Raw genomic sequence first — 23,492 nt, forward strand, 5'->3', positions numbered from 1 at the left:
CTTACATCGAACTCAGGTTAAATAAAGAATCTCAAAAGTGGTACAGGCAGGCTATAGGAAGGCTCTTTTACCTCGCCACCTTTGAGATTCTGACACTTACTTTTTGAGCAAATCTCTTATTTCAGTAAGAAGTAGCTCTTCTTTAGATGGTGCAGGAGGAGCTGCCGGCTTGGCTTCTTCTTTCTTCTCCCACTTTTCCTTCATTCGGTTATATCCCTTTACAATCATGAATACGGCCATAGCCACAATAAGGAAGGTGAGTATGGTATTGATAAACACTCCATAGTTGATGGCTACCTCTGCCGTGCCTTCTGCTGTTGCCTCTTGCAACACAATTTTCATGGTAGAAAAATCAACGCCTCCAAGCAGCAAGCCAATAGGCGGCATGAGCACGTCATTGACCAAAGATTTGGCAATAGCTCCAAAATAAGTGGCCATAATAAGACCAACGGCAATTTCTACTACATTGCCTTTCGAGATGAATTTCTGAAATTCTTTCATTAGTAATTAACGTTTAAGGTTGATTGTTGGCCCCGAAGGGTATGAAGAAAGATAAGAAATAATCTCTGGTGGAGGGAGGGTGAATATACACACTTTTTTGATAATGAGACGATTGTAACCAGAGAGCCCTAGACTCAAACAACTACTATCTTGCAAAAAAAAACAGATTTATCGGCCTGCCCTTTTCTCAAGCGTTGCTTTGCGCCTGTAACCAGTGGAGCTTTATTGCCCTGACATTAACTGGGCTATCATGCGGGTGCTTTTGTATTGCTCGAAGAGCACTTTTAGAAAAACCGTAATAGGAATGGACATTATGAGTCCGGGTACTCCCCATACAAACCCCCATAGCATAAGGGCAATGAGTATGGTAATGACATTGATAGAGAAAGACTTGCCCATGAAAATGGGTTCCAGAACTCCGCCAAATAAGGCCTGAACACCCGTGGCCGATAATGCGAAGAACAACAGCATAGACGCGGAGTCTATTTCTACAAAAGCAAAAATGGTAACGGTTATTACGCAAATTACCGACCCCACCATTTGAACAAAGTTGATGGCAAAGCCGAACAGACCCCAGAAAATAGGGAAGCTTACGCCAAAAAACCAGCAGACCAGTCCGGTGCCAATTCCCGTAAGCAAGCTCACAAAGAACTTCACCTTAATGAAGGTGAGCAGGTCTTTTTCTATTTTCCGGAAGGTCTTTATAGAAGCAAACTGCTGCTTTATAAGCGTAGATCGCATTATTTTTTGCACATCGAATGACTCTGCCAACAAAAGAAGTACAAAGAATATGGTGGTGAGCAACATAGATATTGTTCCACTCACAAAATCGACCGTAGGTACCAGATTTTTCATTACGGCCTCTTTGCTCACCAGGTCTTTGAGTGTTTCTTCGCCTTTGAGAAAATCTACACCAAAAAAGCCTTCCAGACTTGCAATGAGCTGTCCTAGTTTAGCTTTCGCTCGTTCAAAAAACTGATTGTCCGTAGCCAGAATTTCACGACTAGAAAGCTGCATGAGTTCTCCAAAGAGCTTAAAGCATATGGCCATAATAACCACCACTATAAATATGTTGAGGTATTTGGGGCTGCCTTTCTTTTTGAGCCACCGCATGAGTGGTAGAAATATGAGTGCAATGAACATGCTCGATACCAAAGGAATGAAAATAAAAGACAGGGTTTTGAGCATGTAGAAAACCAGTGGCACCACTATTATAAGCAGTAATATGTTGGTTGTTTTTCTGTCGTTCATTGCTGTGCGTTAAGGCCCGCAAAGTTATACCACATAGGGTAAGAAATGTTTAGTACACCCAAATAAGTTTATGTGAACTTATTGGCTCACCCTAAAGTACAGTTCATCGACTCCCGTGTTTTTAGACTGTATATGGTAGGCGGAAATAATTACTTCATAGGAGCCCGTTTTTTCCAGCGGCAGATTGGCCACGAAAGTATTATTCTCCTTTAGTTGCATGGTTACGGTACGAACATATTCACCATCAATAGAGACCATTGCCTCTACCTCCATGCGCCCCGCATCCCAGAGGCCTCCGTCAGAAATGGTGCAACCACACATCATTACTATATTGGCTTTTAATTCTACGCTTGTCGTTTCTTTCAAAGAGAAACCCTGATGGGTCTGTGGGTAAAGGCCATCGACCACAAAACCCGGTATTTCCACAAGAATGCCCTCGCCATCCATGGGTTTGCCGGGAATGAGCCATGCCTGAGTTTGAGCCATAACGCGTGCTTCTTCGTGGTGTGCTGGCGCCTGCGCTTCTATGGTTACCAGCAAAGGCTTGCTCAGAGACAAGTTGGCTTCAAAGTAGGCAGCCCCATCGGTGATGGATTGGTACCGCTCTCTGGCATTGCGCATAATGAGGTCTGTATTGCCCGTTCCACCTTTAGTATATCCTTTAGCCAGTATTTCATTGGTTTGGGCATCACGGATTATGATAAGCGAACCGCCCATGCTGGAGCCAATAAATTTGGCGTCTTTGGCCTGAGTGCGAACCACAACTTTCGTAGCCTTAGCTTGTTGCGCCATAAGGGTGGGAGCAGCAAAAAGGAGAATAGCAATCAGAATATTTTTCATGGTAAAGAGGTATACTTCAAAGTTAACCATTCGCCACCGCAAATTCATAGTCCAGAAGAAGACTACTGCACGGCTTTCCCTTTTAACAATCGGTTCAGGCTATTGTTCTTTGTGCATTTAGAGCTAAATTCGAAACCAAACAAACGTTAGTTATGGGATTGACAACTGCACAAAAAGAAATTTTGGATAAAGCCATTGAGGCATTACACACCCGGGTTTTTCATGCCCAATATCCTGAACACCCATCTCCGGCCATTTATGGAGAAACAGCCGATGAGGAAGGTAAGAATGCCTTTAAACAACTTCGTAAAGGTAAGTTTGAGGAGCTACAACAAAGTGGTGAAGAGGCATGGGTAGGCGAAGAGCACTCTCCTTATTTCGATGAACCCGTAGGTACTACCTATCCGCAGTTTTCTAATGATGTACTGCTTGAGCGTGCTGAAAAAGCTTTCCATAGCTGGAGAAAGGTATCTAAAGAAGATCGGGCAGCGGTACTAATCGATTCGTTAGAACGATTTTCTAAGCGTTTTTTTGAAAATGCCTATGCTACTATGCATACCACAGGGCAGGGCTATATGATGGCTTTTCAGGCCTCTGGTCCGCATGCGGCAGACCGGGCACTGGAGGCGGTAGCAGCCGGTTATGAGGAGTTGGGTCGTTTCCCGGAAAAAGCAGTTTGGGAAAAGCCCATGGGTAAGTATAACCTGACTATAAACAAAGAGTGGAGAGCTGTGCCAAAAGGCATTGGATTGGTAATAGGCTGCTCTACCTTCCCTACATGGAATTCTGTGCCGGGCGTTTATGCCAACATGATTACCGGAAACTCAGTAATTGTAAAACCCCACCCGGGAGCAGTTTTACCAATGGCCATTGTGGTGGCAGAGATTAGAAATGCCTTGCGAAGTGCGGGCTTCGATCCGGAGGTTTGCCAATTGGCAGTAGATACCAAAGACAAACCCATAGCCAAAGAATTGGCCGAACATCCCAAAGTGAAGCTGGTAGACTTTACCGGTAATTCTGAGTTCGGAAGCTATCTGGAATCTTTGCCCAAAGCAGTATTTACTGAGAAAACAGGGGTGAATTCTATGATTTTGGATTCTACCGATAATCTGGATAAGATGATTCAGAACATTACATTTTCGGTAGCACTCTATTCCGGGCAAATGTGTACTGCTCCACAAAACTTTTTTATTCCCGAAGGCGGAGTAAAGACACCGGAAGGAGTAGTGAGCTTTGATGAGGTGGCTCAAAAGATTGTAGAATTTACAAACGGACTTATAGACAACCCGAAAGCCGGGCCTTTTGTAGCCGGAACCATTCAAAACCCATTGACAGCCGAAAGAACAACTTCTGCTGCCAAGTCTATTGGAGGCAAGGTAAGGTTGGAAACCCGTAGCATTGAGCAATCGGTGCCTTATTTTAAGAATGCCAGAACCCAAACACCTACTTATATTGAGCTGACTGCGGCCGATAAGGATAAGTTTTCTAAAGAAATGTTTGGACCAATAGCCTTCCTCATCAAGACTAAAGATACACGCGAATCAGTGGCACTGGCTCGTGAAATGGCCGAAACCTATGGTGCAATATCGTGCGGAGCTTACACCACAGATGAGGAAATGAAAGAATATATTGCCGATGAGATGTCACTGGCAGCAACCCCGGTTTCGTTTAATCTTACCGGTCAAATCTTTGTAAACCAAAACGCTGCGTTTTCTGATTTCCACGTAACAGGAGGCAATCCTGCCGGAAATGCTTCTTTCACTAACCCGGACTATGTCAACAGACGGTTTACCTGGGTGGGGATGCGAGAACCTGCATAGGCCGGTGAAATATTAGGAATTCCCTGTTTGAGGGTGGGCCGGGGATGACGGTTCCGTATGATTGCCGTCATCCCTAGCCTGATTAGCAATCACGAACCATCACCACTATCATCATCCCCGACTTAATGATCAGGAATGACGAACCCTCATCAATAGTGTCATCCCCGACTTGATCGGGGATCTCTGTTTAAACTCATCTCACTTTTGCTCTCTTAATCATGCTTGCAAACAATCCGGGTAGAAAACGCTTAACGTAAGCTCCGTAAGATTCTTTTCCAATGTAGACTTCCCTTTTCTCTTTAATCATTGCTCTGATAATGGCTTTGGCGCATTCATCTGGTGTGAGTCCATTGGCCTGAGCACTGTCCATACTGCCCAGTGCTGAGCCATCACCAGTGAAGGCATTAATACTTACATTCGTTTTAACAAAGCCGGGGGCGGCAATGGTCACTTTAATACCACTGTCTTCCAATTCCGCTCGCATGCTGTCGTAGAACCCATGCAGTGCATGTTTGCTTGCTGCATAACCAGATCGATATGGAGTGCCGAAGATTCCGGTTAGGCTGGTAACCACTACAAAGTGTCCAGAGCCTCTTTCCAGCATATGAGGGAGAAGTGCCTTTGTAAGCCCGACTGACCCGAAGTAGTTTACTTCCATCAGGTCGCGGTCCACTTGAAGCACTGTGTCTTTGACCAGCGATCTTTGGCTGCGGCCTCCATTGTTGATTAGGATGTCTACTTGGTGAAAGGCAGAAATGGCTTCCTGAACTTTAGGCTCGAAGGTTTCCGATTGCATCAAATCGAGTGGAAGCACTTTGATTCTATCCTGATTCAAACATTCAGATTTTACCCTTTTGAGTTCTTCTTCTCTTCTTGAAGAAAGGATAAGATTAATTGGAAACTGGGAAAGCTGTTTGGCGAGTGCTTCGCCAATGCCTGACGATGCTCCTGTGAGCCAGATGGTTTTGTTTTGTAGGTTCATACCCATATTAGTTATTGTCTGACCTGCGTAGGCAAGAATCCCTCTTAATTTGGCCAAATTAAATCATGGGTAAAAACGGTTATGTATACATCCTGTCAAATACTCATAGAACTGTATTTTATATCGGAGTTACTTCCGATTTGGAAAGCAGAGCCTATCAGCATGAAAATGGTTTAATGAAGGGGGGGCTAGGAAATACAATTGTGTTTGATTTACTATGAGGTTTTCAATCATATTGAGTCTGCCGTTGCTCGAGAGAAATTACTCAAGAAGAGGAAAAGGGAATGGAAGGAGAGAATCATTAAAGAAATGAATCCGGAAATGAGAAGGTTGAATGATGATGTTTTTCGATTCAAAAAAGGAGATTCCTACCTGCGCAGGAATGACAGACCTGGAGTTGGTCACGTCCCGATAGTTATCGGGATTGGGCTCAACGCGCGCGAATCAGCAAGCATCAGTTAAGTCCATGGACTTCTGCCACAGATGGATGATGGCACGGACTATCTCCCTCTTTGAAAAGGGGGGTGAGGGGATTAGTCTATTTCTTGAGATAAGTTACAAAGTCAAAAGCATATTGGTGCTTTTCGTCTGCCGGGTGGTGAACGCGGGTTTCTTCCTTCCAGTTTTTGTGTTCGAACTCGGGGAAGAATGTGTCAGCCTCTTCGATAATGGCATTGACCTCCGTGATATGCATTTTATCGACCAGTCCTTTGTCTAGCGAGTCCTTGTAAATGACTCCGCCACCAATAATGAACACTTCCTCTACCTTCAGTTCATTTTGGGCTAACTCAAAGGCAGCTTCGAGACTATTGACGGCAAAGTGACCTTTCGGAGCCTCATAGTCTTTTTGTCTGGTAACGATAATGAAGGTTCTTTTGGGGAGAAGTCCGGGCAGCGAATCGAAGGTTTTTCGACCTAAGATCACAGCATGATCTAAGGTGACTTGCTTAAAGAAGCGGAAGTCATCTGGCAATCGCCAAAGTAGGTCATTATCCTTTCCTATGGCGTTGTTCTTTGATTTTGCGACTACTATTGTTCTGATCATAGGCTATTCCCTCTTAAGAAATCTTCAATCTTCATGCGCTTTTTGCCCTGCATTTGCAGTTCTTTAATGGCCAGTGCCTTTCCTCCGGTTTGTATATGGAGGTAGGTTTTATTGTCAGTAGAGTAGTCTCCGGGATTTTCTCCGGCCACTGCAAAGTCGAGCTTCTCGGTGTCGTAAATCTTAAACTGTACCCCATTTATTGTGGTCCAGGCTGCAGGGTAGGGCGACAATCCACGGATGAAGTTATACACTTCTTCCGAAGATTTTTTCCAGTCGATTTCGCAGGTTTCTTTAAAAATTTTAGGGGCATGTTTAATTTCTCCGCTTTCGTCTTGCGGTAGTTGCGGATAGTCGCCCTGTTGAATGGCTTTAACCGTTTTTAGCACAAGATTGGCTCCCTTCGCCATTAAACGTTCATACAAATCACCCACATTGTCGTCTTCTTCGATAGGTTCTTTTTCCTGAAAAATAATATTGCCGGTATCGATCTCATGCTTGAGGAAGAAGGTAGTTACTCCTGTTTCCTTTTCTCCGTTAATAATCGCCCAGTTAATTGGCGCTGCTCCACGATATTGTGGAAGCAGTGAAGCATGCAAGTTGAAAGTTCCAATCTCTGGCATATCCCAGACAACTTCCGGCAACATGCGAAAAGCGACCACAATTTGCAGGTTGGCTTTGTAGCTTCTCAGCTCTTCAATAAACTCAGGAGACTTTAGATTGGTGGGTTGAAGCACCGGAATGTTTTGAGAAACGGCATAGTCCTTTACAGGAGAAGTGGCCAGCTTTTGTCCCCTGCCCTTGGGTTTGTCAGGAGCTGTAATCACTGCCACCACATTGAAGCCATTTTCAACCAGTTTTTGTAAGCTTGGTACCGCAAATTCCGGGGTACCCATATATATAATTCGGAGGTCTGTCATTCAGTGATTTTCTGAAGGCAAAAATAGGGAATGTATTGGAAGGTTCATTGCCTTTGAAAGTTCAAGTATTCACCCCCAACTCCTTCCGATAGCTATCGGGAGCGGTGTCCGAAGGACGGAGGTGGATTTTTCATCCCGACCTAAGGAGGGATCGGCTAGAACGGTTTCTAGTTATTGATATTCAATTCACTTTTCTTTTGATTCTCCAAAAGAAAAGTAACAAACCTGCCTGCCGGCAGGCAGGAGAAAAAGCGACCAACCTGCCTTTGCCGAAGCGGCTACGCGCAGGCAGGCATCAAAACCATCGAAGTAACAAGGTGCTTTTAGCTAATAGCTCGGTCGATGGTCACGCTGTTTTTGGATCCCAGCCCTCCTTGGGAGTTAGAGGCTGCTGGTTACTAATTCCTTTCCTTAATTAATGTCATTCCTGCGCAGGCAGGAATCCCCACAAAAAATATCAGGAGATTCCCGTTTACACTGGGATGACGCTACTTTCTTCATGTTTTAAATCTTAAGGAGCTGCAGATAGGCGGAGAGGGTCACTCAAAATCCTGATACAACAAATACTTCTTGCGAATTGCTTTGTAAGCATTCAGCTTAGGTTGCCAGGTGGCTCTGATTTGCTCTTCGCTTAAGCCAGACTCTACTTGCTTACGAAATTCCTTGGTGCCGGCTAGTAGGTCAATGTAATCTCTAAAGAAGGTAGTATCATCTTTCAGTTCATTGTGATACTGAAGCAGATATTTGAGGGTGAATTCATGAGGGGCTTCTATGCCTACAAAACTCTGCCCAAAGCATTCTTTCCCTTCCAATGGTGGGTATTTGGAACCTGCATTGGGCTTTGGAGTGAATGAGTAAGAACCAAGCGTATAATCAGGGTGGCCAATAACCTCGAAAGGATGGTCAGTGCCTCGGCCTACGCTTACCACAGTGCCTTCAAATAGGGCCAGACTGGGGTAAAGGACAATAGAATTATCTGTTGGCAGGTTGGGCGATGGACTGATAGGTAATGAGTAGGTCTGCGTATGGTCCCAACCTTTCATTGGAACGACTGTCAAGTCGGCCTTTACTCCCCCTTCAAGCCAACCTTCTCCATTAATCATCTTGGCCAATTCACCAACAGTTAGCCCATGAACTACGGGTATTGGATGCATGGCCACAAAGCTGTTGATGTCGTCATCTTTGACAGGGCCATCCACATACATGCCGTTGGGATTGGGCCGGTCGAGAACCAGCACTTTTTTGCCATTTTCGGCTGCCGCTTCCATCACATAATGCATGGTGCTGATAAAAGTGTAAAAACGCACGCCAACATCCTGAATGTCGAAAATGAGTACATCCACATCGGCTAGCATTTCGGCCGAAGGCTTTTTGGTTTTGCCATAAATAGAAATGATGGGCAGGCCGGTTTTAGGGTCTTTGGTATTGTCGATAGTTTCACCATCAGGTGCTTCTCCTCTAAAGCCATGCTCGGGAGCCATCACTTTCACCACATTTACCCCTCTGCTTAAAAGGGTGTCAACCAAATGGGTTTGACCTATGGTTGAGGTTTGGTTTACCACCAAAGCCACTCGTTTGCCTTCAAATAAAGGTAGGTATGCGTCCATGCGCTCGGCACCCAGGCTTAGGTCTTGAGTTTCTTGTGCTTGCGAACAGGCAAAACATGAAAAAATGAGAAGGGATAGGAATAGGCGAATCATCTGCTTCGTTTATCTTTGAGCGTTGAGGCTAAAATAACCATTATCTTGAACCTCCCTTACTTCGTTTCTAAAAGAATAAATAATACCGAAAAAGGTAGTTTTTCTGGTACCATCCATAAAGTGGCTATCGCTAGTGTGGCATTGGGTATAGCCATTATGGTTATTTCTTTTATGGTTTTGGGAGGTTTTCAGAACAGCATTAAAGACAAGATATTTAGTTTTTCGGGCCATCTGCAAGTTAGAAAGTTCACCTTGGCCAACGCCTACGAAGAAGATCCTATTACTTTGGAAACCTCTGTACGCGAACAGGTATTAGCGCATTCTCAAATACGCCACATTCAGGAATTTGCTCATAAGCCGGGCCTCATATCTATGAACAATGAGGTTTTTGGCCTTTTATTTAAAGGAATGGGGCCTAGTTTCGATACACTTTCTTTTGCTCCTTACTTGCAGGAGGGCAGTTTTCCTGTGTTTTCTCAGTCGGGCGAGTTTTCGAACGAGGTACTCATTAGTGAGAAACAAGCCAGACAAATGCAAGTGGGAGTTGGCGATAAGGTGGTGGCGTATTTTATAATGGATCCTCCAAGGGTTCGAAGCCTGGTGGTTAAGGGCATCTTTACTTCGGGTTTGGAAGATTTCGATGCTCAGGTGGTGATTGGAGATATTGGACTTGTGAGAAGTCTAAACGGATGGAGCGATGATCAGGTAGGGGGCTATGAGGTTTTTGTAGAAGACTATGCCCATATTGAAGCGGGACACGATGCGCTCAACGACATAGTTAACGGAGAAGAGTATGGCTATCTGACTATCCGAATGGATGAGAAATTTGCCAATGTTTTCGATTGGCTCAATTTACTGACTCAAAATGTGTACATATTGATCGGCCTCATTCTGTTTGTGGCCTGTTTCAATATGGTTTCGGTGCTTTTCATACTCATTATGGAACGCACCTCAATGATTGGTTCATTCAAAGCGTTTGGGGCTACCAATCAGCTCATTAGGCGTATTTTTACTTTTAATGGTGTAAGGCTGGTACTAAAGGGGCTATTAATAGGAAACGGCATTGCCCTTATTTTTGGTTGGCTACAATACAGTTATCAGGTCATTCCTCTCGATGCGGCCACTTATTACATGAGCCATGTACCAATTGACTGGAACTGGTGGAGATTTGTGGCCATTAATGCAATTACCTTACTGTTGGTTGGAGTAACACTTATTTTACCTACGGCTATTATTTCACGGGTTAGTCCCGTTAAAGCCATCCGCTTCGATTAGTCCGGGCTGAAGCGGCATTTCTCTCCTAAAGGTTCGAAACAGGCTGTTGAGTTTAATTTGAATAACCCCCAATACGGCTTCTTTTATAATACCCCCACTCATTTTCGATTCACCTTTGGTGCGGTCTGTAAATATGATGGGTACCTCCTCAATACTGAATCCGTATTTCCAGGTAAGAAATTTCATTTCTATTTGGAAGGCATAGCCCATGAATCGAACCCTGTCCAGTTCAATGGTTTCCAACACAGAGCGATGGTAACATTTAAACCCCGCAGTGGTATCGTTAATGGGCATGCCCGTAATAAGGCGCACATAATGGCTGGCAAAATAGCTGAGCATAACCCTGCTCATGGGCCAGTTTACTACATTCACCCCTGTAACATAGCGCGAACCAATAGACATATGACTCCCTTTCAGAGCACAGGCTTCATAGAGCCGGATAAGGTCTTGCGGATTGTGCGAGAAATCTGCATCCATTTCAAAAATATACTCGTAGTCGCGCCTGAGCGCCCATCTGAAGCCATGAATGTATGCCGTACCCAAACCCAATTTGCCCTTTCTTTCTTCCAGATAGAGCCTGCCCTCATACTGAGGCATAAGTTTTTTTACAATTTTGGCCGTACCATCAGGAGAATTGTCATCGATTATCAGTAGATGAAAATCTTTTGGAAGAGCCATTACGGTCTGAATCATTTCCGCAATGTTCTCTTTTTCGTTATAAGTGGGAATTAATACAATACTATCACTCATAGGAATCGGCAAAGCTAAACGATTTCCAATAAAGAGCGATTCAGGGATGGAAATTAACTTTCCTTATTTTAGCTCTAAATTGAATATAAGGAGAAACGACTGTTTGAGCACAGCGTTGATCGGTTTTCTATAAAAGATGTTAAGATGAATCTTGCGAAATGCGTATTTCTAGATAGAGACGGGGTGCTCAACGAAGAGTTGGGATTTCAGATTACTGATCTGAAAGATTTTAGGCTTAAGCAGGGAGTAGGGGGCTTTTTACGAAGCTTGAAAGATGCAGGCTATCTATTGATTGTAGTAACCAACCAGAGTGGTATTGCTAAGGGGAGCTATACTGAAGCATTTGTGTATGAATGTCATGCCATTGTACAGCATGCGTGCGGAGGGATAATAGATGCCTTGTATTTCGCACCGGGGCACGAGTCGGTGAGTAAAAGTTTACTACGCAAGCCGGATTCGCTCATGTTTGAAAAGGCCATAGCCAAATTTGGAATTGATCCTACCCAAAGCTGGATGATAGGAGATAAGGAAAGAGATCTTATTCCGGCTAAAAAATTAGGAATAGGAACTATTCACTTGACTGATAAACAGGCTTCTGAATACGCTGATTTTAAGGTGAGTGACTTAGTCGAAGCAGCCGCTGTAATTTTGAATGATGAATAGTTACTTCCGTCTTCCGACTTCGGTCTTCCGTCTATGTACCCACTACTCATTACCGGCCTTGGCCACGTTCATCCTGAAAATCACCGTGTTCACCGATAAAATTTGAGTAGGTCTGAGGGTTCGGCCACATTTGAAGCATGAAAAGTCAAAAATTCAAAACCATGAAAAAGTTAAAAGTATTTGCGGCCTTCAGTGCATTGGTCTTCCTGATGAGTTCCTGTGTGTATTCACTTTTCCCAATCTATACGGAAGACACCCTTGTTTATTTGCCTGAACTAGTAGGTAAATGGTTTACTGACCCTAACGATCCAGATGACTATATAGAGTTTACTCCAATGGGTGAATCTAATAATGAAGAGGATGATGGAATTACAATGAATGAAGACAGTGATGGCGATCAGGATACATATTCCTATGCCATGCAAGGTGACGGATGGAGCATTAAGTCTGATGATCCCATTACAGTAGAAATTGATGGCAAGGAGGTTTCTGATCCCGTAAAAGTTAAAGCTTACTATGATGAGCTGTTTTCTGGAATGAAAACGGATTTGGAAAAGGGAGTCGGGGAAATGGCTGGGCAACTGGATTCAGCTATAAACTCTGAAGGCAACGAGTTTGGAAAGATGCTGAAGGACCTGGGGAATGGTGTTGGCGAATTGGGCAAAGCTCTTAAAGAGACCGAAGCGAAATTCAAGGGTTCGGCATACCTTACCAGGGAGCAAAGCTATAAAATGATCGCAATGAATGATGGTGATAAGGAGGTGTACCAAGTACACGTAGTAAAGATTGGAGAGGACTATTTCCTAGATATTTACCCTTTGCCAGAATTCACAGATTCTTCTTTCGGTGAAAATATGTTTCCGGTTCATTCCTTTATGAAAATGAATTTAGAGGAAGGTAAGTTGAAATTAACATTATTCGATCTTAAAAAACTGAATGAGCTTTTCGAAAGAAACTTAGTAAGACTTAGACACGAAATGGTAGATGGAACGGTACTAATTACCGCTCAGCCCAAAGATATTCAGAAATTCCTTAGTAAATACTCGAATGATGAGAGGGTCTTTGAAGAAGGAGAAATCTACACCAAAATGGCTCAATGAGAAAGTTACAGCAGGTCATAAACTCAAAATGGATTCAGCACCCGGTTTTCTGGGTGCTCTCCGTTTATGCGATTGGTAACTATTTCGCCATTTCCAACCTCTTGAAGTTCATCGACTTTTTCTACTCGCTGCTGTTCCACATTCCTTTGCTCTTTTTGGTTTATGTGAATCTTTTGATTCTCGTTCCGAAACTTCTCAAGAAGGGCAAATATCATTTTTATATTCCGGCCGTAGCGTTACTCCTATTGGTTACCTATGGTGTGCATGAACTCACGTTCGAATTGATTTTGCCCGCCCTTCCAACGGAGTACTACATGGTATCCTTCACAGATGCTGAGGTGCTGATCACCATATTTATTATTTATCTGGTATTAAGCACACTCCTCACACTTTCAAAGTCGTGGTATAAGCTCCAGCAGGTGGAAAGGGAGAAGCTTTCCATTGAACTGAACTCCTTGAAAACTCAGGTGAACCCTCACTTTCTATTCAACAGTTTGAACAGTATTTATTCTCTGGCCCTAGCCAAAAGTGAACGGACTGCGGAGACCGTGTTGGAGCTTTCCAACCTGTTGCGTTACATGCTCTATGAAGTAGGAGAAGAAAAGGTGGATATTGAGAAAGAGGTTGAAATGATTGAGAATTATATCGAGCTGCAAAAGCTGAGGGCCGATGACTCCACCAAGGTTCATTTTGAGGTGCAGGGAAATTTGAAGGATAAGAAAGTAGCTCCTTTACTCTTCTTTCCACTGATTGAAAATGCCTTTAAGCATGGAGTGAAAGGTGTTTCTGAATCGGCTTTTATCAATATTACTCTCGATGTGGAGAAGGGAATTGAATTCAATATTGTCAACAATAAAGGTAAGGTAGATGATATGGAGCAAGGTAAATTTGGAGGGATTGGGCTGGAGAATGTGAGACGAAGACTGGAGTTGATTTACCCAAAATCTCATGAGCTCGAGATTGCTGAAACTGAAAAGGTTTTTGAAGTTAAATTGAAACTGAAATGATCCGATGCCTAATTGTTGATGATGAACCATTGAGCCGTCAGGTGCTGAAAGGCTTTGTGGCTGATCATCCGGACTTAGAGTTGGCAGGAGAGAGCAAAGATGCTCTGGAAGCCATGAGCTTTCTAGAGAAGTATGAGGTAGACCTGCTCTTTCTGGATATCAATATGCCCAAGCTTTCTGGGGTGAACTTCTATAAATCGCTACAGAAGAAACCGGAAGTAATCTTCACCACCGCCTATTCTGAATTTGCCGTAGAAGGTTTTGAACTGAACGCCATCGATTACCTGATGAAGCCTATTGCTTTCGAGCGTTTTATCAAGGCCATTCAAAAGGTGAAAGATAAGTTCGGTCAGAACAGCACTTCTCTTCCAGTTCAGGATTACATTATGCTGAAGGCCGATAAGAAGATGTACCGAACGCCTTATGAAGACATTCTTTTCTGCGAAGCCTTAGGTGATTATGTGAAAGTTCACCTGAAAGACAAAGTGCTGATTGTCACTACCACCATGAAGAAGCTACTGGCTGAACTGCCAGAGCAAATCTTCCTTCGCACACATAAATCATACATCATCAATAAAACCAAGGTGGAGTATATTGAAGGCAATCAGATCAAGATTGGTAGTCAGATGATTTCCATTGGCCAGAGTTATAGAGATGTGGTTTTAAAGGCCTTGGGTTGAGCAATTAATGGAGTCCTGTGCGAGAACAAAGTTTGACTTCAGTCAAACTTGGGACGTGGCAATCCGCCTGTTCCGGCACAAAAGGATATTAATTACAAATCGACTGCTCAGGCATCTTCGTTATAAACGAAGATGAGGTTGAGTTCTTTTCCATCCTGAGCGAAGCCGAAGGATCGGCAAAATGTATGGCCGATCCCTCGGTAAACTCGGGGTAAAAAGTTTAGCTGATGATGCCCAACGCCTTGGTTTCTTTCCATTCCACATGAGTAAAGTCCGGGCAAGCTTAAGGTATTAAATAGTACCGATTACAAGTCGACAGCTCTGGCATCTTTGTTACAAACGAAGATGGATTAATTTTTTCCTATCCTGAGCGAAGCCGAAGGATCTAAAGGCTGTCCTTTAAGCTTACTTTTCTTTTGACTCTCCAAAGAAAAGTAACAAACCTACCTGTCGGGAGGCAGGAGAAAAAGCGACCAACCTGCCTTTGCCGAAGCGGCTACGCGCAGGCAGGCATCAAAACCATCGAAGTGGCATTGGCATTCTTAGATTCGGTTACGGTCGATGGTCACGTCCCGACAGTTATCGGGATTGGATCCCCGCCTTTCAACAAGAAGGCTCGAGACTAAGTGCTCACATTTTGTGAGTGCTTATTTTAAACTTAGACCTTAAGTCCAAGGTACAACAACCTGCAGTATAGATGTAACCTTGTAGAGAAGAGGGACTAATTAGAAATGGTTCTGGTACATCGAACAGAAAATGCGTAGGTGGGGTGCTGGGAAGCTTTTCTTATGTTATTGCTTCCCTTTTCAAAAATGTACGTCCAGATGAAATGCTGATCTTCTTTGGAGCTTGACCAAAACAATGTGTTTTCTCCAAAGTTATTCGGGTGCTCCTGGTTATTGCCTATTCCGGCTGGTCTAACAGAGAATCCGCTGATATTTGAATTGCTTTCTCCTGTCCAGAATTGAGAGTCTTTAAAATTGCCAGCGTTATTTAGGATGTTGATTTTGAGTAGTTCCTTCCATTCTTCGTTGTTGGGGAGTCTCCAACCCTTGGGGCATACTTTACAAGCATTTTCGAAATCATAGAGCAGGCCAAATGATTCTGCGTTAACCAGGTCTCCATCAGGAAAGAAGAATGGGACTGCATTGCCCAAAGAGTCTCTTTTTACCCTTAAGTTTTCGGTCATCCAATAGTTTTGCCCAACAATTATAACCTCATAGATGTTACCGTCAATGTCTTTTAAGCTCTTTAAGTTTTGGTGACAACTTGTTGCAAAAAATGCGATGAGCGTGAAAAGCGATAATCGTTTCATTGTATTGTTGGGGCTTTAGTGAGTTATTCCAAAATAGACTTAATTCTTGAGTAAACCATTTTCATCTCAAAGTGTAAACCGGTGGTTTAATTAGTCTTTCCATCCTGAGCGAAGCCGAAGAATCTGCCCAACGCCTGGCCGATCCCTCTGTAAACCCGGGATAAAAAGTTTAGCTGATTATGCCTAGCGCCTTGGTTTCTTTCCATTCCACATGAGTAAAGTCCGGGCAAGCTTAAGGTATTCAATAGTACCGATTACGAATGAACCGTACGAGTATCTTTTTTACAAACGAAGATGGGGTAGAGTTCTTTTCCGTCCTGAGCGAAGCCGAAGGATATAAAAGGCTGTCCTTTTAGAGCATCATTCTAACGGAGTCTTTGAGCTTGCTTTTCTTTTGACTCTCCAAAGAAAAAGTAACAAACCTACCTGTCGGGAGGCAGGAGAAAAAGCGACCAACCTGCCTTTGCCAAAGCGGCTACGCGCAGGCAGGCATCAAACCATCGAAGTGGCATTGGCATTCTTAGTTTCGGTTGCGGTCGATGGCCACGCGGATATTGGGTCCCGGCCCTTCAGAATGGACTCAAACCAAATATTTTTAGGACACCCCATTCACCATCAATTGATAAAGCTCTCCTTTGTCTAGATTATAGTATACAGACCAATAATAGCTCCCTCCGTCCAGGACAATCATCATCTCTTCTTCCCACAAAGAAGAGTTGTCTTCTTTAGCCCAAAAGCAATTAATAAAAAGAATCCTGTTCCCTTTTTCATCAATGAACCCTAGGTACTGGCGCTTGTATTTCTTTAGGTTTTTATGAATTATTGGGCCATAATCTTTTCCTTGATTAATCTTATCCTTGTTTAGCAAGGCAAGGTCCCTTGCCAATGCTTTTTCCGCTAGGTCTATATCAGTTCTTAAGGGGGTAAACCTTTTCGTTTCACCTATTCCTAATCCGACATAGTTCTCCGGAAAGATTACGCAGTCGAAGCCCTTGGTTTTGTAATGATCTGTCTTGATTGGTAAATCGGACGTTTGGGCAACAGATGGAATGATAAACAGAGCATAAAGAGCTAGAAAGAGTAACCCAAATTTCAACATCCATTCAAGGTAGGAATTCAGTTAATCTTCAACAAATTCCCCTCAAATCTTCCAACGCTTTGCTCGTAATATTATAGGGTTCTCTATGTCCCAGGCAGGGGGTGAATATCGGGCTCGTCATTGCGAGGAATGAAATTTGAGCCCTGAGACATTGGGGGCAAGGTTTCATGACGAAGCAATCTGTCTGTTCCGGCACAAAAAGGTGTCGATTACAAATAGACTGCTTTTGCACCTTCGTTGCAAACGAAGATGAGTTAGTTACTTTCCCATCCTGAGCATTACTTATAGCTATCGGGGGAAGGATCGGCAAAATGTATGGCCGATCCCTCGGTAAACTCGGGATAAAAAAAGGATTAGCTAATTATACTTAAAGCCTTAGTCTCTTTCCACCCACCACGGGTAAAGTCAGGGAAAGCTTGCGGCATGCCGCCTTCAGCTACAGATTTCTCACTCAAAGGACCAACCGCGCTCCAGAAGCAACCTTCGTATACGTTTTGATCCAGAGGGGTGCCGGTGCGCAGACACTCTACAATGCGATAACGCATAATGCCGTCCATTCCACCGTGGCCACTGTTTTTGGTGCTCTCATTGAGCTTCTTGTACAGCGGGTGATCATATCTTTCATATAAAGCCGCCAAGGCCTCTCTTCCTTGAGCCCACTGATGATGGTTGTCGGTAAGTCCTTCCACACCACCCTCCAAAGCAACGCGTGTGGGGAAGCCGGCCAATGTGCCCAAAGTACCCTGTATTAGGTTAAGTCTTGAGTACGGACGCGGGCTGGTTTCGTCCCATTGCACCATAATGGTTCTGCCAAGTTCAGTTTTGATTATAGAGGTGTTCAGGTCGCCTCCTTTATACTCCAATTGATTCCACTTATGATCGGCTGCATAGTTGGCCTTGGCATATTTGGCCCTGCCCATTGCCGGAGTAGAGTAGGATACCATTGTGCCGAAATTATCGTCAGTTCTTGCCAGGTTCATATACTGAGCCACCGGACCCAAACCGTGAGTAGGGTAGAGGTTGCCGTTTCGGTTGGCATAGTGGTGGGTTCTCCATGAGCCTGTCCCACGCTCCTGCTCTTCCATCTGGAACCGCAGTTCGTGTATGTAAGAGGCTTCGCCATGTAAAATATCGCCAATCAACCCTTGCCTGCACATATTTAAGAACATGAGTTCGTCTCGGCCATAGTTTACATTTTCCATCATCATGCAATGCTTTCCCGTAGCTTCAGAGGTGTCTACAATAGCCCACATATCTTCTATGGTGGTGGCCATAGGTACTTCTACAAATGCGTGAGCCCCCTGCTTCATGCTTTCAATAGCCATTGGTGCATGGTTCACCCAATTGGTGCTTATAATCACCGCATCCGGTTTAACTTCTTCAAGCATTTGCTTCCAGCCATTTTCACTGCCATGGTAGAGCTTAATGTCCTGATGGCGCTGTCCGTTGCCTGCTTCTTTACATCGGTCGGCTGAACGCTGCGCCCAGTCTTCGTATAAATCGCTTATGGCCACAATTTCAGTGCCTTCAAGACTGGCGAAGTCCCGGGCATGCCCGCTGCCACGAGCTCCCACTCCAATAAGAGCTATTCTTACAAGGTCTAGTTTTGGGGCGGCAAAGTCTCCCATGTATTGAGAGCCGCTAGGTCTGGTTTGCTCTTCCTCTGAGCAACTGGTAAATGCCGTTGCTGTAGCCAGAGCGGCAGCCGAAAGTGAGGTTTTCTTTAAAAAATTCCGTCTGTCGAGTTTAGACATAGTTTGTAGTGAGTTAACGTTGAAAGGGCATATTCTTACCTTTTTGGCATAAAGTCAAACCCTTTCTTAAGTTTGCTTGGCTTTCCTTTGATTTGCTGAAGCCTCTGATCATTTTAGTTCAATGAAAAAAATATTTCTGCAAGGGATTTTTGCCCTACTGCTGTGTGCCTGCACCAAGCCCGGTACCACCGACCTGGTCAGCTTTGAGGTATATTGCGAAATGGTGGCCAATGGCGCCAAACCAATTGCTCTCAGCCATCCCATGACAATAGAGGAGGCCGATCGGGCAATGCCAGAATTTGCACAAGTGGCCCGGAAAAATAACTTGTATGTATACAGGGAAGATAACTTTCCGGTTAGCGCTTTGTTCCCCGCTGAGACTACCAGGGAAAGGTCTGTCTTCGTTATCTTCAAAGACAGCCTTCGGTTAGAGCAGTACAGACAACTTAAACAAGACATTGCCGAAAGGAGGTGGGACGATCAGTTGCTGGCCAGGCGCATGGGGCGTCTTTTAGGATATAGTACTCAGGGTATCAACCATTTGTTGATGGAGAATACCGCCTTTCGAACAATTAACTCTTTTGGTATTAAAGAGCAAACCACTCACCTGTACTATAATGATCTTGCAAGGGCTAAGCAGTTCTATGCTGAACAATTGGGATTTACCCCGCTTGAAGATAACCGTTTTCAAATAAGCTCTACGTCCTACATTCAGCTGCATGCTCTATCTGCCGAACACCCCAAAGAACAACCTAAATCAACGGCCATTGCCCTGCTTACCGATCAGTTGCCTGAATGGTACGCCTATGTCCAGAAGCTGGGAATTCCCATAAAGTATAGTTACAAACCTAAGGAGGGTGGACCACACGATGGTTTTGTGGCTATTGATCCTGAAGGATATCTTCTGGAGTTTGAGCAGTTCAAGCAGCATCAGGAAAATGAACTACTAATGGCTGCACTGAGTAAGGTGCCGTATTTGACAACTACTGTCGATTCTTTAGGCTTCTATGGCTCTATTACCTGGACATACCACCAAGATTTATTGGCACAACAAAATTACTATCAAGAGGTATTGGGTTTTGAAATGGTAGCTGACCAGGGGTGGACAAAGATATTTCAGACCTCCCACAGTAGCTTTATAGGGTTGGTGGATGAACGAAGAGGCATGGAGAACTATGCCAACGAAAAAGCAGTGGAGATTGGCTGGAAAGTAGAACGATTGGAGGCTTTACAAAACTATTTGAGAACCAGTAATCCCGGCTTCTCGGGTAGTCTGATTGGCCCTGAGTTATATGCCTACCGTTTTTATTAGAGAGGAGTTATCTACTAAAATTAGGCTCTAAAAAAAATGTCATTCCGAACTTATCCGTTTAAGGTAGATAGGTTCAGAATGACATAAAGTCATTTTCAAGACAACCTTTTTTTTGACTGGGGCTGTCGTGCTTCTTATTGTTTTTCCAGGTTGAAGACATAACGCCCATCAGCCCCACTAACCCCGGCAGCTACACCACCCGAGCGGGTGTAATCAACGGTCATAGTAAGTGTAGGTGGCGTAGCACTTGCATTCAGCGATATGCTGTACACATTGGAATTGTCTCCATCGAAAATTACCTCATTGATGTTGTTTCCATTAAAGTCCCAGGTGCCGCTGGCTCCAAAAAATGGATCACCATCAGTACTGGTGTATGTTTTGCTGGTGGCATTTCCCCTAATGGTCATGGAGAAGTTTTCCAGCCCGTTGGCAGGAGCGCCATCGAAGGTAACCGATGTAGCTACCCAGGTAACACCGGAAGTACCCGCAAGGTCTACTAGCCGTTGTTCTTCAGGGGTAAGGCTGGGACCATCATCGCCACCGCCTCCGCAAGAGAAGACAGTCAATACAATAAGCAGCAGGCTGAGGGGTAGAAAGTAGCTTTTAATCTTGTTCATGTTGGGTTTGTTGTAGAATCAATAATAATTACTTTTTCGGAAAAAATGAGCTTATACCAAGACTATTTGAAGTCGGGAATATGTAAGCTCTCTGTACAAAATTCATATTCATGTTTTTGGTTGGAGCTTACTAATACTAGCTTATCTTCTAAAATAGCCTCTACTGACTTCCTATACCAAGCTATTCCTGCCGTATCTAAATTGGTAGTGGGTTCGTCTAAAAGGCATATCTCGCTTTGCGAATAAAAACAAAGCCCCAACTTAAGTCTCTGCTTCATGCCCGAAGAAAAATTTCGAATAGGTTTTTCGGCACTATTTTGCAGATACACCAATTCTACAAAGTCATTGATGGTTAACCCTACTTTGAGCTTCTTAAATTTAAAATGGAAGGTTAGGAATTCACGAAGGGTAAACTCCTCAATAAGCTCCAGGTATGGTGTGGAAATATCGAAGTGTTGATAGACTAATTCTGTCGGTACCGGTTTGTTGTTGAACGTATAGGTAACCTTACCTTCCGAAGCCGGAATATACCCACATAGCACTTGTAAAAAGGTAGATTTACCACTGCCATTGCCGCCTGTTATAGCACAAGGCTTGCCTTTTTCGAAGGCTATGGATAGGTTCCTGAATATCCACTCACGGTTAAATTTTTTACCTAAACCTTCAACCGCAATCTGCATATTACTTGGCGCTATATCCTTTCATTACTCCCCGGTCAGAATTTCTAAAGAAATTGATGATTTCATCGCGTTCTTTCGAGGGGGTCATTTCAAGTTCTACCAAATCGAGGGCTTTGGAGTTGTTCAACCCTTTAAGGAATATGTAGCGATAAATTTCCTGGATCTCCGCAATCTTCTCGTTGGAGAAACCGCGTCTTCTAAGGCCAATGGAGTTAATGCCTGCATAGCTGAGGGGTTCACGCCCGGCTTTGGTATAGGGAGGCACATCTTTTCGCACCAATGAACCACCGGAAACCATGGTATGGGCACCAATATTCACAAACTGGTGAACAGCGGCTGCTCCGCCAACAATAGCCCAGTCATCGATAGTTACATGGCCGGCCAACTGTACGGCATTCACCAAAATACAATTGTCGCCAATTATACAGTCGTGAGCTACGTGTGTATAGGCCATAATCAGGCAGTTCTTGCCAATCACAGTTTTGTTGGTGGCGTCTGTTCCCCTGTTCAGGGTTACACACTCACGGATTACGGTATTGTCGCCAACCTCTAAAACGGTGTCTTCACCACCAAATTTCAGGTCTTGAGGAATGGCCGATACAACTGCACCGGGAAATATTTTTACGTTTTTACCAATTCTTGCACCTTCCATAATGGTCACGTTGGAGCCTATCCAGGTGCCTTCTTCTATGACCACGTTTTTGCTAATGGTTACGAAAGGTTCTATCACCACATTTCGCGCAATTTTGGCTTCCGGGTGAATGTATGCTAGGGGTTGATTCATTGATTCTTTACAATTCTTGCGGTCATAGATGCTTCGCACACCAGGGTGTTTCCAACGTAGGCGTATCCATTCATTTGAGCAATGCCTCGTTTGATTGGAGCCGTGAGTTCACACTTGAACTTGATGGTGTCTCCGGGGATGACCATTTTTCTGAATTTACATTTGTCGATACCGAGGAAATAGGGTGTGTAGTTCTCAGGATCGGGTACGGTGTTCAAGACAAGGATACCACCAATCTGAGCCATAGCTTCAATTTGTAGTACTCCCGGCATTACCGGGTTTCCGGGGAAATGGCCTGTAAAAAAGGGTTCGTTAACGGTAACATTCTTTATACCTGCTACGGTAGTTTCATCCAGATGAAATATCTTGTCTATCAGCAAAAACGGATATCGGTGAGGTAGAATTTGTGTGATTTGGTTGATATCCATTACCGGCTCAACGTTCGGGTCGTAATATGGTGCTGAGCTCTTATTGGCCATCATAGCCTTCTTTAATTTTTTGGCAAATGCTACGTTGGCAGCATGCCCGGGCCTTGCGGCCAGTATTTGTGCTTTTATGGGGCGGCCAACGAGCGCTAAATCTCCTACTACATCCAATAGTTTATGGCGGGCAGGTTCATTGCGGTGTCTAAGTTCAACATTGTTTAGAATGCCCTCTTTCTTTACCTCTACTTTGGGTTTGTTAAACAAACCGGCCAGGTAATCAAGCTCCTCGTCTTTAACCACACGGTCTACCACCACAATGGCATTGTTTAGGTCGCCACCTCGAATGAGGTTGTTTTTATAAAGCATTTCCAATTCGTGCAGAAAACAGAAAGTTCTGCTCGAGGCAATGTCTTTTTTAAAGTCTTGAATATCGGTTAGCGAAGCATGCTGGCTACCTAGTACTGGCGAGTTGTAATCGACCATTACCGTAACCCGAAAATCGTCTAGAGGGAGTGCTGCAATTTCTACGTCTCTTTCCGGGTCGCGGTACATTATGCTTTCGGTGACCTCCAGAAAGTTTCGCAGTGCATTCTGCTGCTGTACGCCCACCTTCTCCAAAGCCTCGATAAACATTTTAGAGCTGCCGTCCAATATTGGAGGCTCGGGTCCATCAATTTTAATGAGTACGTTGTCTATTTCCAGGCCTACTAAAGCAGCCAGAGTATGTTCTACGGTATTCACCCGGGCTCCATTGTGTTCTATGGTAGTTCCTCTCGAAAGGTCTACAACATAGTCTACATCAGCATCTACAACAGGCTGGTCGGGCAAGTCAATTCGCTGGAATTTAATGCCGTGGTTAGGTGGGGCAGGAGTGAAGGTCATATTGGCAGTGACACCCGTATGGAGGCCAACTCCAGATACCGTTATGGATTCCCTAATCGTATGCTGCTTTGTCTTCATGCTTTCTGCGAAAAT

At 44.1% G+C, this 23,492-nt stretch carries 23 protein-coding genes; 8 read left to right on the plus strand and 15 right to left on the minus strand.

Annotated elements, in window-relative coordinates; genetic code table 11:
- Window positions 1-96 precede the first annotated feature (96 nt).
- The 3 genes from mscL to B3O12_RS04315 all read right to left on the minus strand — a co-directional run bounded on the left by mscL (window position 97) and on the right by B3O12_RS04315 (window position 2,640).
- Window positions 97-501, minus strand: coding sequence for a large-conductance mechanosensitive channel protein MscL (gene mscL, locus B3O12_RS04305; RefSeq protein WP_189629356.1), 405 nt, complete (start codon window positions 499-501; stop codon window positions 97-99).
- A gap of 222 nt (window positions 502-723) precedes the next feature.
- The gene (locus B3O12_RS04310; protein WP_286755417.1) at window positions 724-1,752 is read right to left on the minus strand and encodes an AI-2E family transporter; all 1,029 of its coding nucleotides are present in this window, start codon (window positions 1,750-1,752) and stop codon (window positions 724-726) included.
- A gap of 78 nt (window positions 1,753-1,830) precedes the next feature.
- A complete protein-coding gene (locus B3O12_RS04315) occupies window positions 1,831-2,640 on the minus strand; it encodes a hypothetical protein (RefSeq protein WP_286755418.1) in 810 nt (269 codons plus the stop codon).
- Between the two features lie 104 nt (window positions 2,641-2,744).
- On the opposite strand from B3O12_RS04315, the gene paaN reads away from it, so the two are divergent.
- Window positions 2,745-4,412 carry a phenylacetic acid degradation protein PaaN gene (gene paaN, locus B3O12_RS04320; RefSeq protein ID WP_189629359.1) on the plus strand — a complete coding sequence of 556 codons (1,668 nt, stop codon included), beginning with the start codon at window positions 2,745-2,747 and terminating at the stop codon, window positions 4,410-4,412.
- 193 nt (window positions 4,413-4,605) lie between these two features.
- Here paaN and B3O12_RS04325 read toward each other — a convergent pair whose 3' ends face one another.
- On the minus strand, window positions 4,606-5,394 hold the full coding sequence (locus B3O12_RS04325) for an SDR family oxidoreductase (protein WP_286755419.1): 789 nt from the start codon (window positions 5,392-5,394) through the stop codon (window positions 4,606-4,608).
- Between the two features lie 65 nt (window positions 5,395-5,459).
- Here B3O12_RS04325 and B3O12_RS04330 point away from each other — a divergent pair, with 65 nt between their 5' ends.
- On the plus strand, window positions 5,460-5,615 hold the full coding sequence (locus B3O12_RS04330; protein WP_286755420.1) for a GIY-YIG nuclease family protein: 156 nt from the start codon (window positions 5,460-5,462) through the stop codon (window positions 5,613-5,615).
- Between the two features lie 317 nt (window positions 5,616-5,932).
- Here the strand turns inward: B3O12_RS04330 and B3O12_RS04335 are convergent, their stop codons facing one another.
- The 3 genes from B3O12_RS04335 to B3O12_RS04345 all read right to left on the minus strand — a co-directional run bounded on the left by B3O12_RS04335 (window position 5,933) and on the right by B3O12_RS04345 (window position 9,056).
- Window positions 5,933-6,439 (minus strand): dihydrofolate reductase, encoded by a 507-nt coding sequence (locus tag B3O12_RS04335; RefSeq protein ID WP_229838560.1) that lies wholly within the window; start codon window positions 6,437-6,439, stop codon window positions 5,933-5,935.
- Window positions 6,436-7,356, minus strand: coding sequence for a methionyl-tRNA formyltransferase (gene fmt, locus B3O12_RS04340; RefSeq protein WP_286755422.1), 921 nt, complete (start codon window positions 7,354-7,356; stop codon window positions 6,436-6,438). The genes B3O12_RS04335 and fmt overlap by 4 nt, the downstream gene beginning before the upstream one ends.
- Window positions 7,357-7,895: 539 nt before the next feature.
- Complete coding sequence (locus B3O12_RS04345) at window positions 7,896-9,056, minus strand: exo-beta-N-acetylmuramidase NamZ family protein (protein ID WP_286755423.1); 1,161 nt, start codon at window positions 9,054-9,056, stop codon at window positions 7,896-7,898.
- A 45-nt stretch (window positions 9,057-9,101) separates the two neighbouring features.
- Here B3O12_RS04345 and B3O12_RS04350 point away from each other — a divergent pair, with 45 nt between their 5' ends.
- Window positions 9,102-10,331, plus strand: a complete 1,230-nt coding sequence (locus B3O12_RS04350) for an ABC transporter permease (protein ID WP_286755424.1) — start codon at window positions 9,102-9,104, stop codon at window positions 10,329-10,331.
- Here B3O12_RS04350 and B3O12_RS04355 read toward each other — a convergent pair.
- Window positions 10,293-11,081 carry a polyprenol monophosphomannose synthase gene (locus B3O12_RS04355; RefSeq protein WP_189629364.1) on the minus strand — a complete coding sequence of 263 codons (789 nt, stop codon included), beginning with the start codon at window positions 11,079-11,081 and terminating at the stop codon, window positions 10,293-10,295. The two genes, B3O12_RS04350 and B3O12_RS04355, sit on opposite strands and share 39 nt — an antisense overlap.
- 144 nt (window positions 11,082-11,225) lie before the next feature.
- Between B3O12_RS04355 and B3O12_RS04360 the strand changes: the two genes are divergently transcribed.
- From B3O12_RS04360 to B3O12_RS04375, 4 genes are all read left to right on the plus strand, one after another.
- Window positions 11,226-11,744, plus strand: a complete 519-nt coding sequence (locus tag B3O12_RS04360; RefSeq protein WP_286755425.1) for a D-glycero-alpha-D-manno-heptose-1,7-bisphosphate 7-phosphatase — start codon at window positions 11,226-11,228, stop codon at window positions 11,742-11,744.
- 161 nt (window positions 11,745-11,905) lie between these two features.
- Window positions 11,906-12,844, plus strand: coding sequence for a hypothetical protein (locus B3O12_RS04365; protein WP_286755426.1), 939 nt, complete (start codon window positions 11,906-11,908; stop codon window positions 12,842-12,844).
- On the plus strand, window positions 12,841-13,851 hold the full coding sequence (locus B3O12_RS04370; RefSeq protein ID WP_286755427.1) for a sensor histidine kinase: 1,011 nt from the start codon (window positions 12,841-12,843) through the stop codon (window positions 13,849-13,851). The genes B3O12_RS04365 and B3O12_RS04370 overlap by 4 nt, the downstream gene beginning before the upstream one ends.
- Window positions 13,848-14,531, plus strand: coding sequence for a LytR/AlgR family response regulator transcription factor (locus B3O12_RS04375; RefSeq protein WP_286755428.1), 684 nt, complete (start codon window positions 13,848-13,850; stop codon window positions 14,529-14,531). Before B3O12_RS04370 ends, B3O12_RS04375 begins: the two co-directional genes overlap by 4 nt.
- Before the next feature lie 721 nt (window positions 14,532-15,252).
- On the opposite strand, the gene B3O12_RS04380 is transcribed toward B3O12_RS04375, so the two are convergent.
- The 3 genes from B3O12_RS04380 to B3O12_RS04390 form a co-directional block, all read right to left on the minus strand.
- Window positions 15,253-15,846, minus strand: coding sequence for an FISUMP domain-containing protein (locus B3O12_RS04380; RefSeq protein ID WP_286755429.1), 594 nt, complete (start codon window positions 15,844-15,846; stop codon window positions 15,253-15,255).
- A 595-nt stretch (window positions 15,847-16,441) separates the two neighbouring features.
- Window positions 16,442-16,945: a hypothetical protein gene (locus B3O12_RS04385; RefSeq protein ID WP_286743212.1), complete on the minus strand. Its 504-nt coding sequence runs from the start codon at window positions 16,943-16,945 to the stop codon at window positions 16,442-16,444.
- A gap of 353 nt (window positions 16,946-17,298) precedes the next feature.
- Window positions 17,299-18,699, minus strand: coding sequence for a Gfo/Idh/MocA family protein (locus B3O12_RS04390; RefSeq protein WP_286755430.1), 1,401 nt, complete (start codon window positions 18,697-18,699; stop codon window positions 17,299-17,301).
- Window positions 18,700-18,820: 121 nt separating this feature from the next.
- On the opposite strand from B3O12_RS04390, the gene B3O12_RS04395 reads away from it, so the two are divergent.
- The gene (locus B3O12_RS04395) at window positions 18,821-20,011 is read left to right on the plus strand and encodes a VOC family protein (RefSeq protein ID WP_286755431.1); all 1,191 of its coding nucleotides are present in this window, start codon (window positions 18,821-18,823) and stop codon (window positions 20,009-20,011) included.
- A 134-nt stretch (window positions 20,012-20,145) separates the two neighbouring features.
- Here B3O12_RS04395 and B3O12_RS04400 read toward each other — a convergent pair whose 3' ends face one another.
- From B3O12_RS04400 to B3O12_RS04415, 4 genes are all read right to left on the minus strand, one after another.
- Window positions 20,146-20,628, minus strand: coding sequence for a lipocalin family protein (locus B3O12_RS04400; RefSeq protein ID WP_189629373.1), 483 nt, complete (start codon window positions 20,626-20,628; stop codon window positions 20,146-20,148).
- A gap of 62 nt (window positions 20,629-20,690) precedes the next feature.
- Window positions 20,691-21,308, minus strand: coding sequence for an ABC transporter ATP-binding protein (locus B3O12_RS04405; RefSeq protein ID WP_286745629.1), 618 nt, complete (start codon window positions 21,306-21,308; stop codon window positions 20,691-20,693).
- A 1-nt stretch (window position 21,309) separates the two neighbouring features.
- A complete protein-coding gene (gene lpxA, locus B3O12_RS04410; protein ID WP_189629375.1) occupies window positions 21,310-22,092 on the minus strand; it encodes an acyl-ACP--UDP-N-acetylglucosamine O-acyltransferase in 783 nt (260 codons plus the stop codon).
- On the minus strand, window positions 22,089-23,477 hold the full coding sequence (locus B3O12_RS04415; RefSeq protein ID WP_189629376.1) for a bifunctional UDP-3-O-[3-hydroxymyristoyl] N-acetylglucosamine deacetylase/3-hydroxyacyl-ACP dehydratase: 1,389 nt from the start codon (window positions 23,475-23,477) through the stop codon (window positions 22,089-22,091). The genes lpxA and B3O12_RS04415 overlap by 4 nt, the downstream gene beginning before the upstream one ends.
- Between the last annotated feature and the right edge of the window lie 15 nt (window positions 23,478-23,492).

Source organism: Roseivirga sp. UBA838 (assembly GCF_002296035.1).
Classification (GTDB): domain Bacteria; phylum Bacteroidota; class Bacteroidia; order Cytophagales; family Cyclobacteriaceae; genus Roseivirga; species Roseivirga thermotolerans.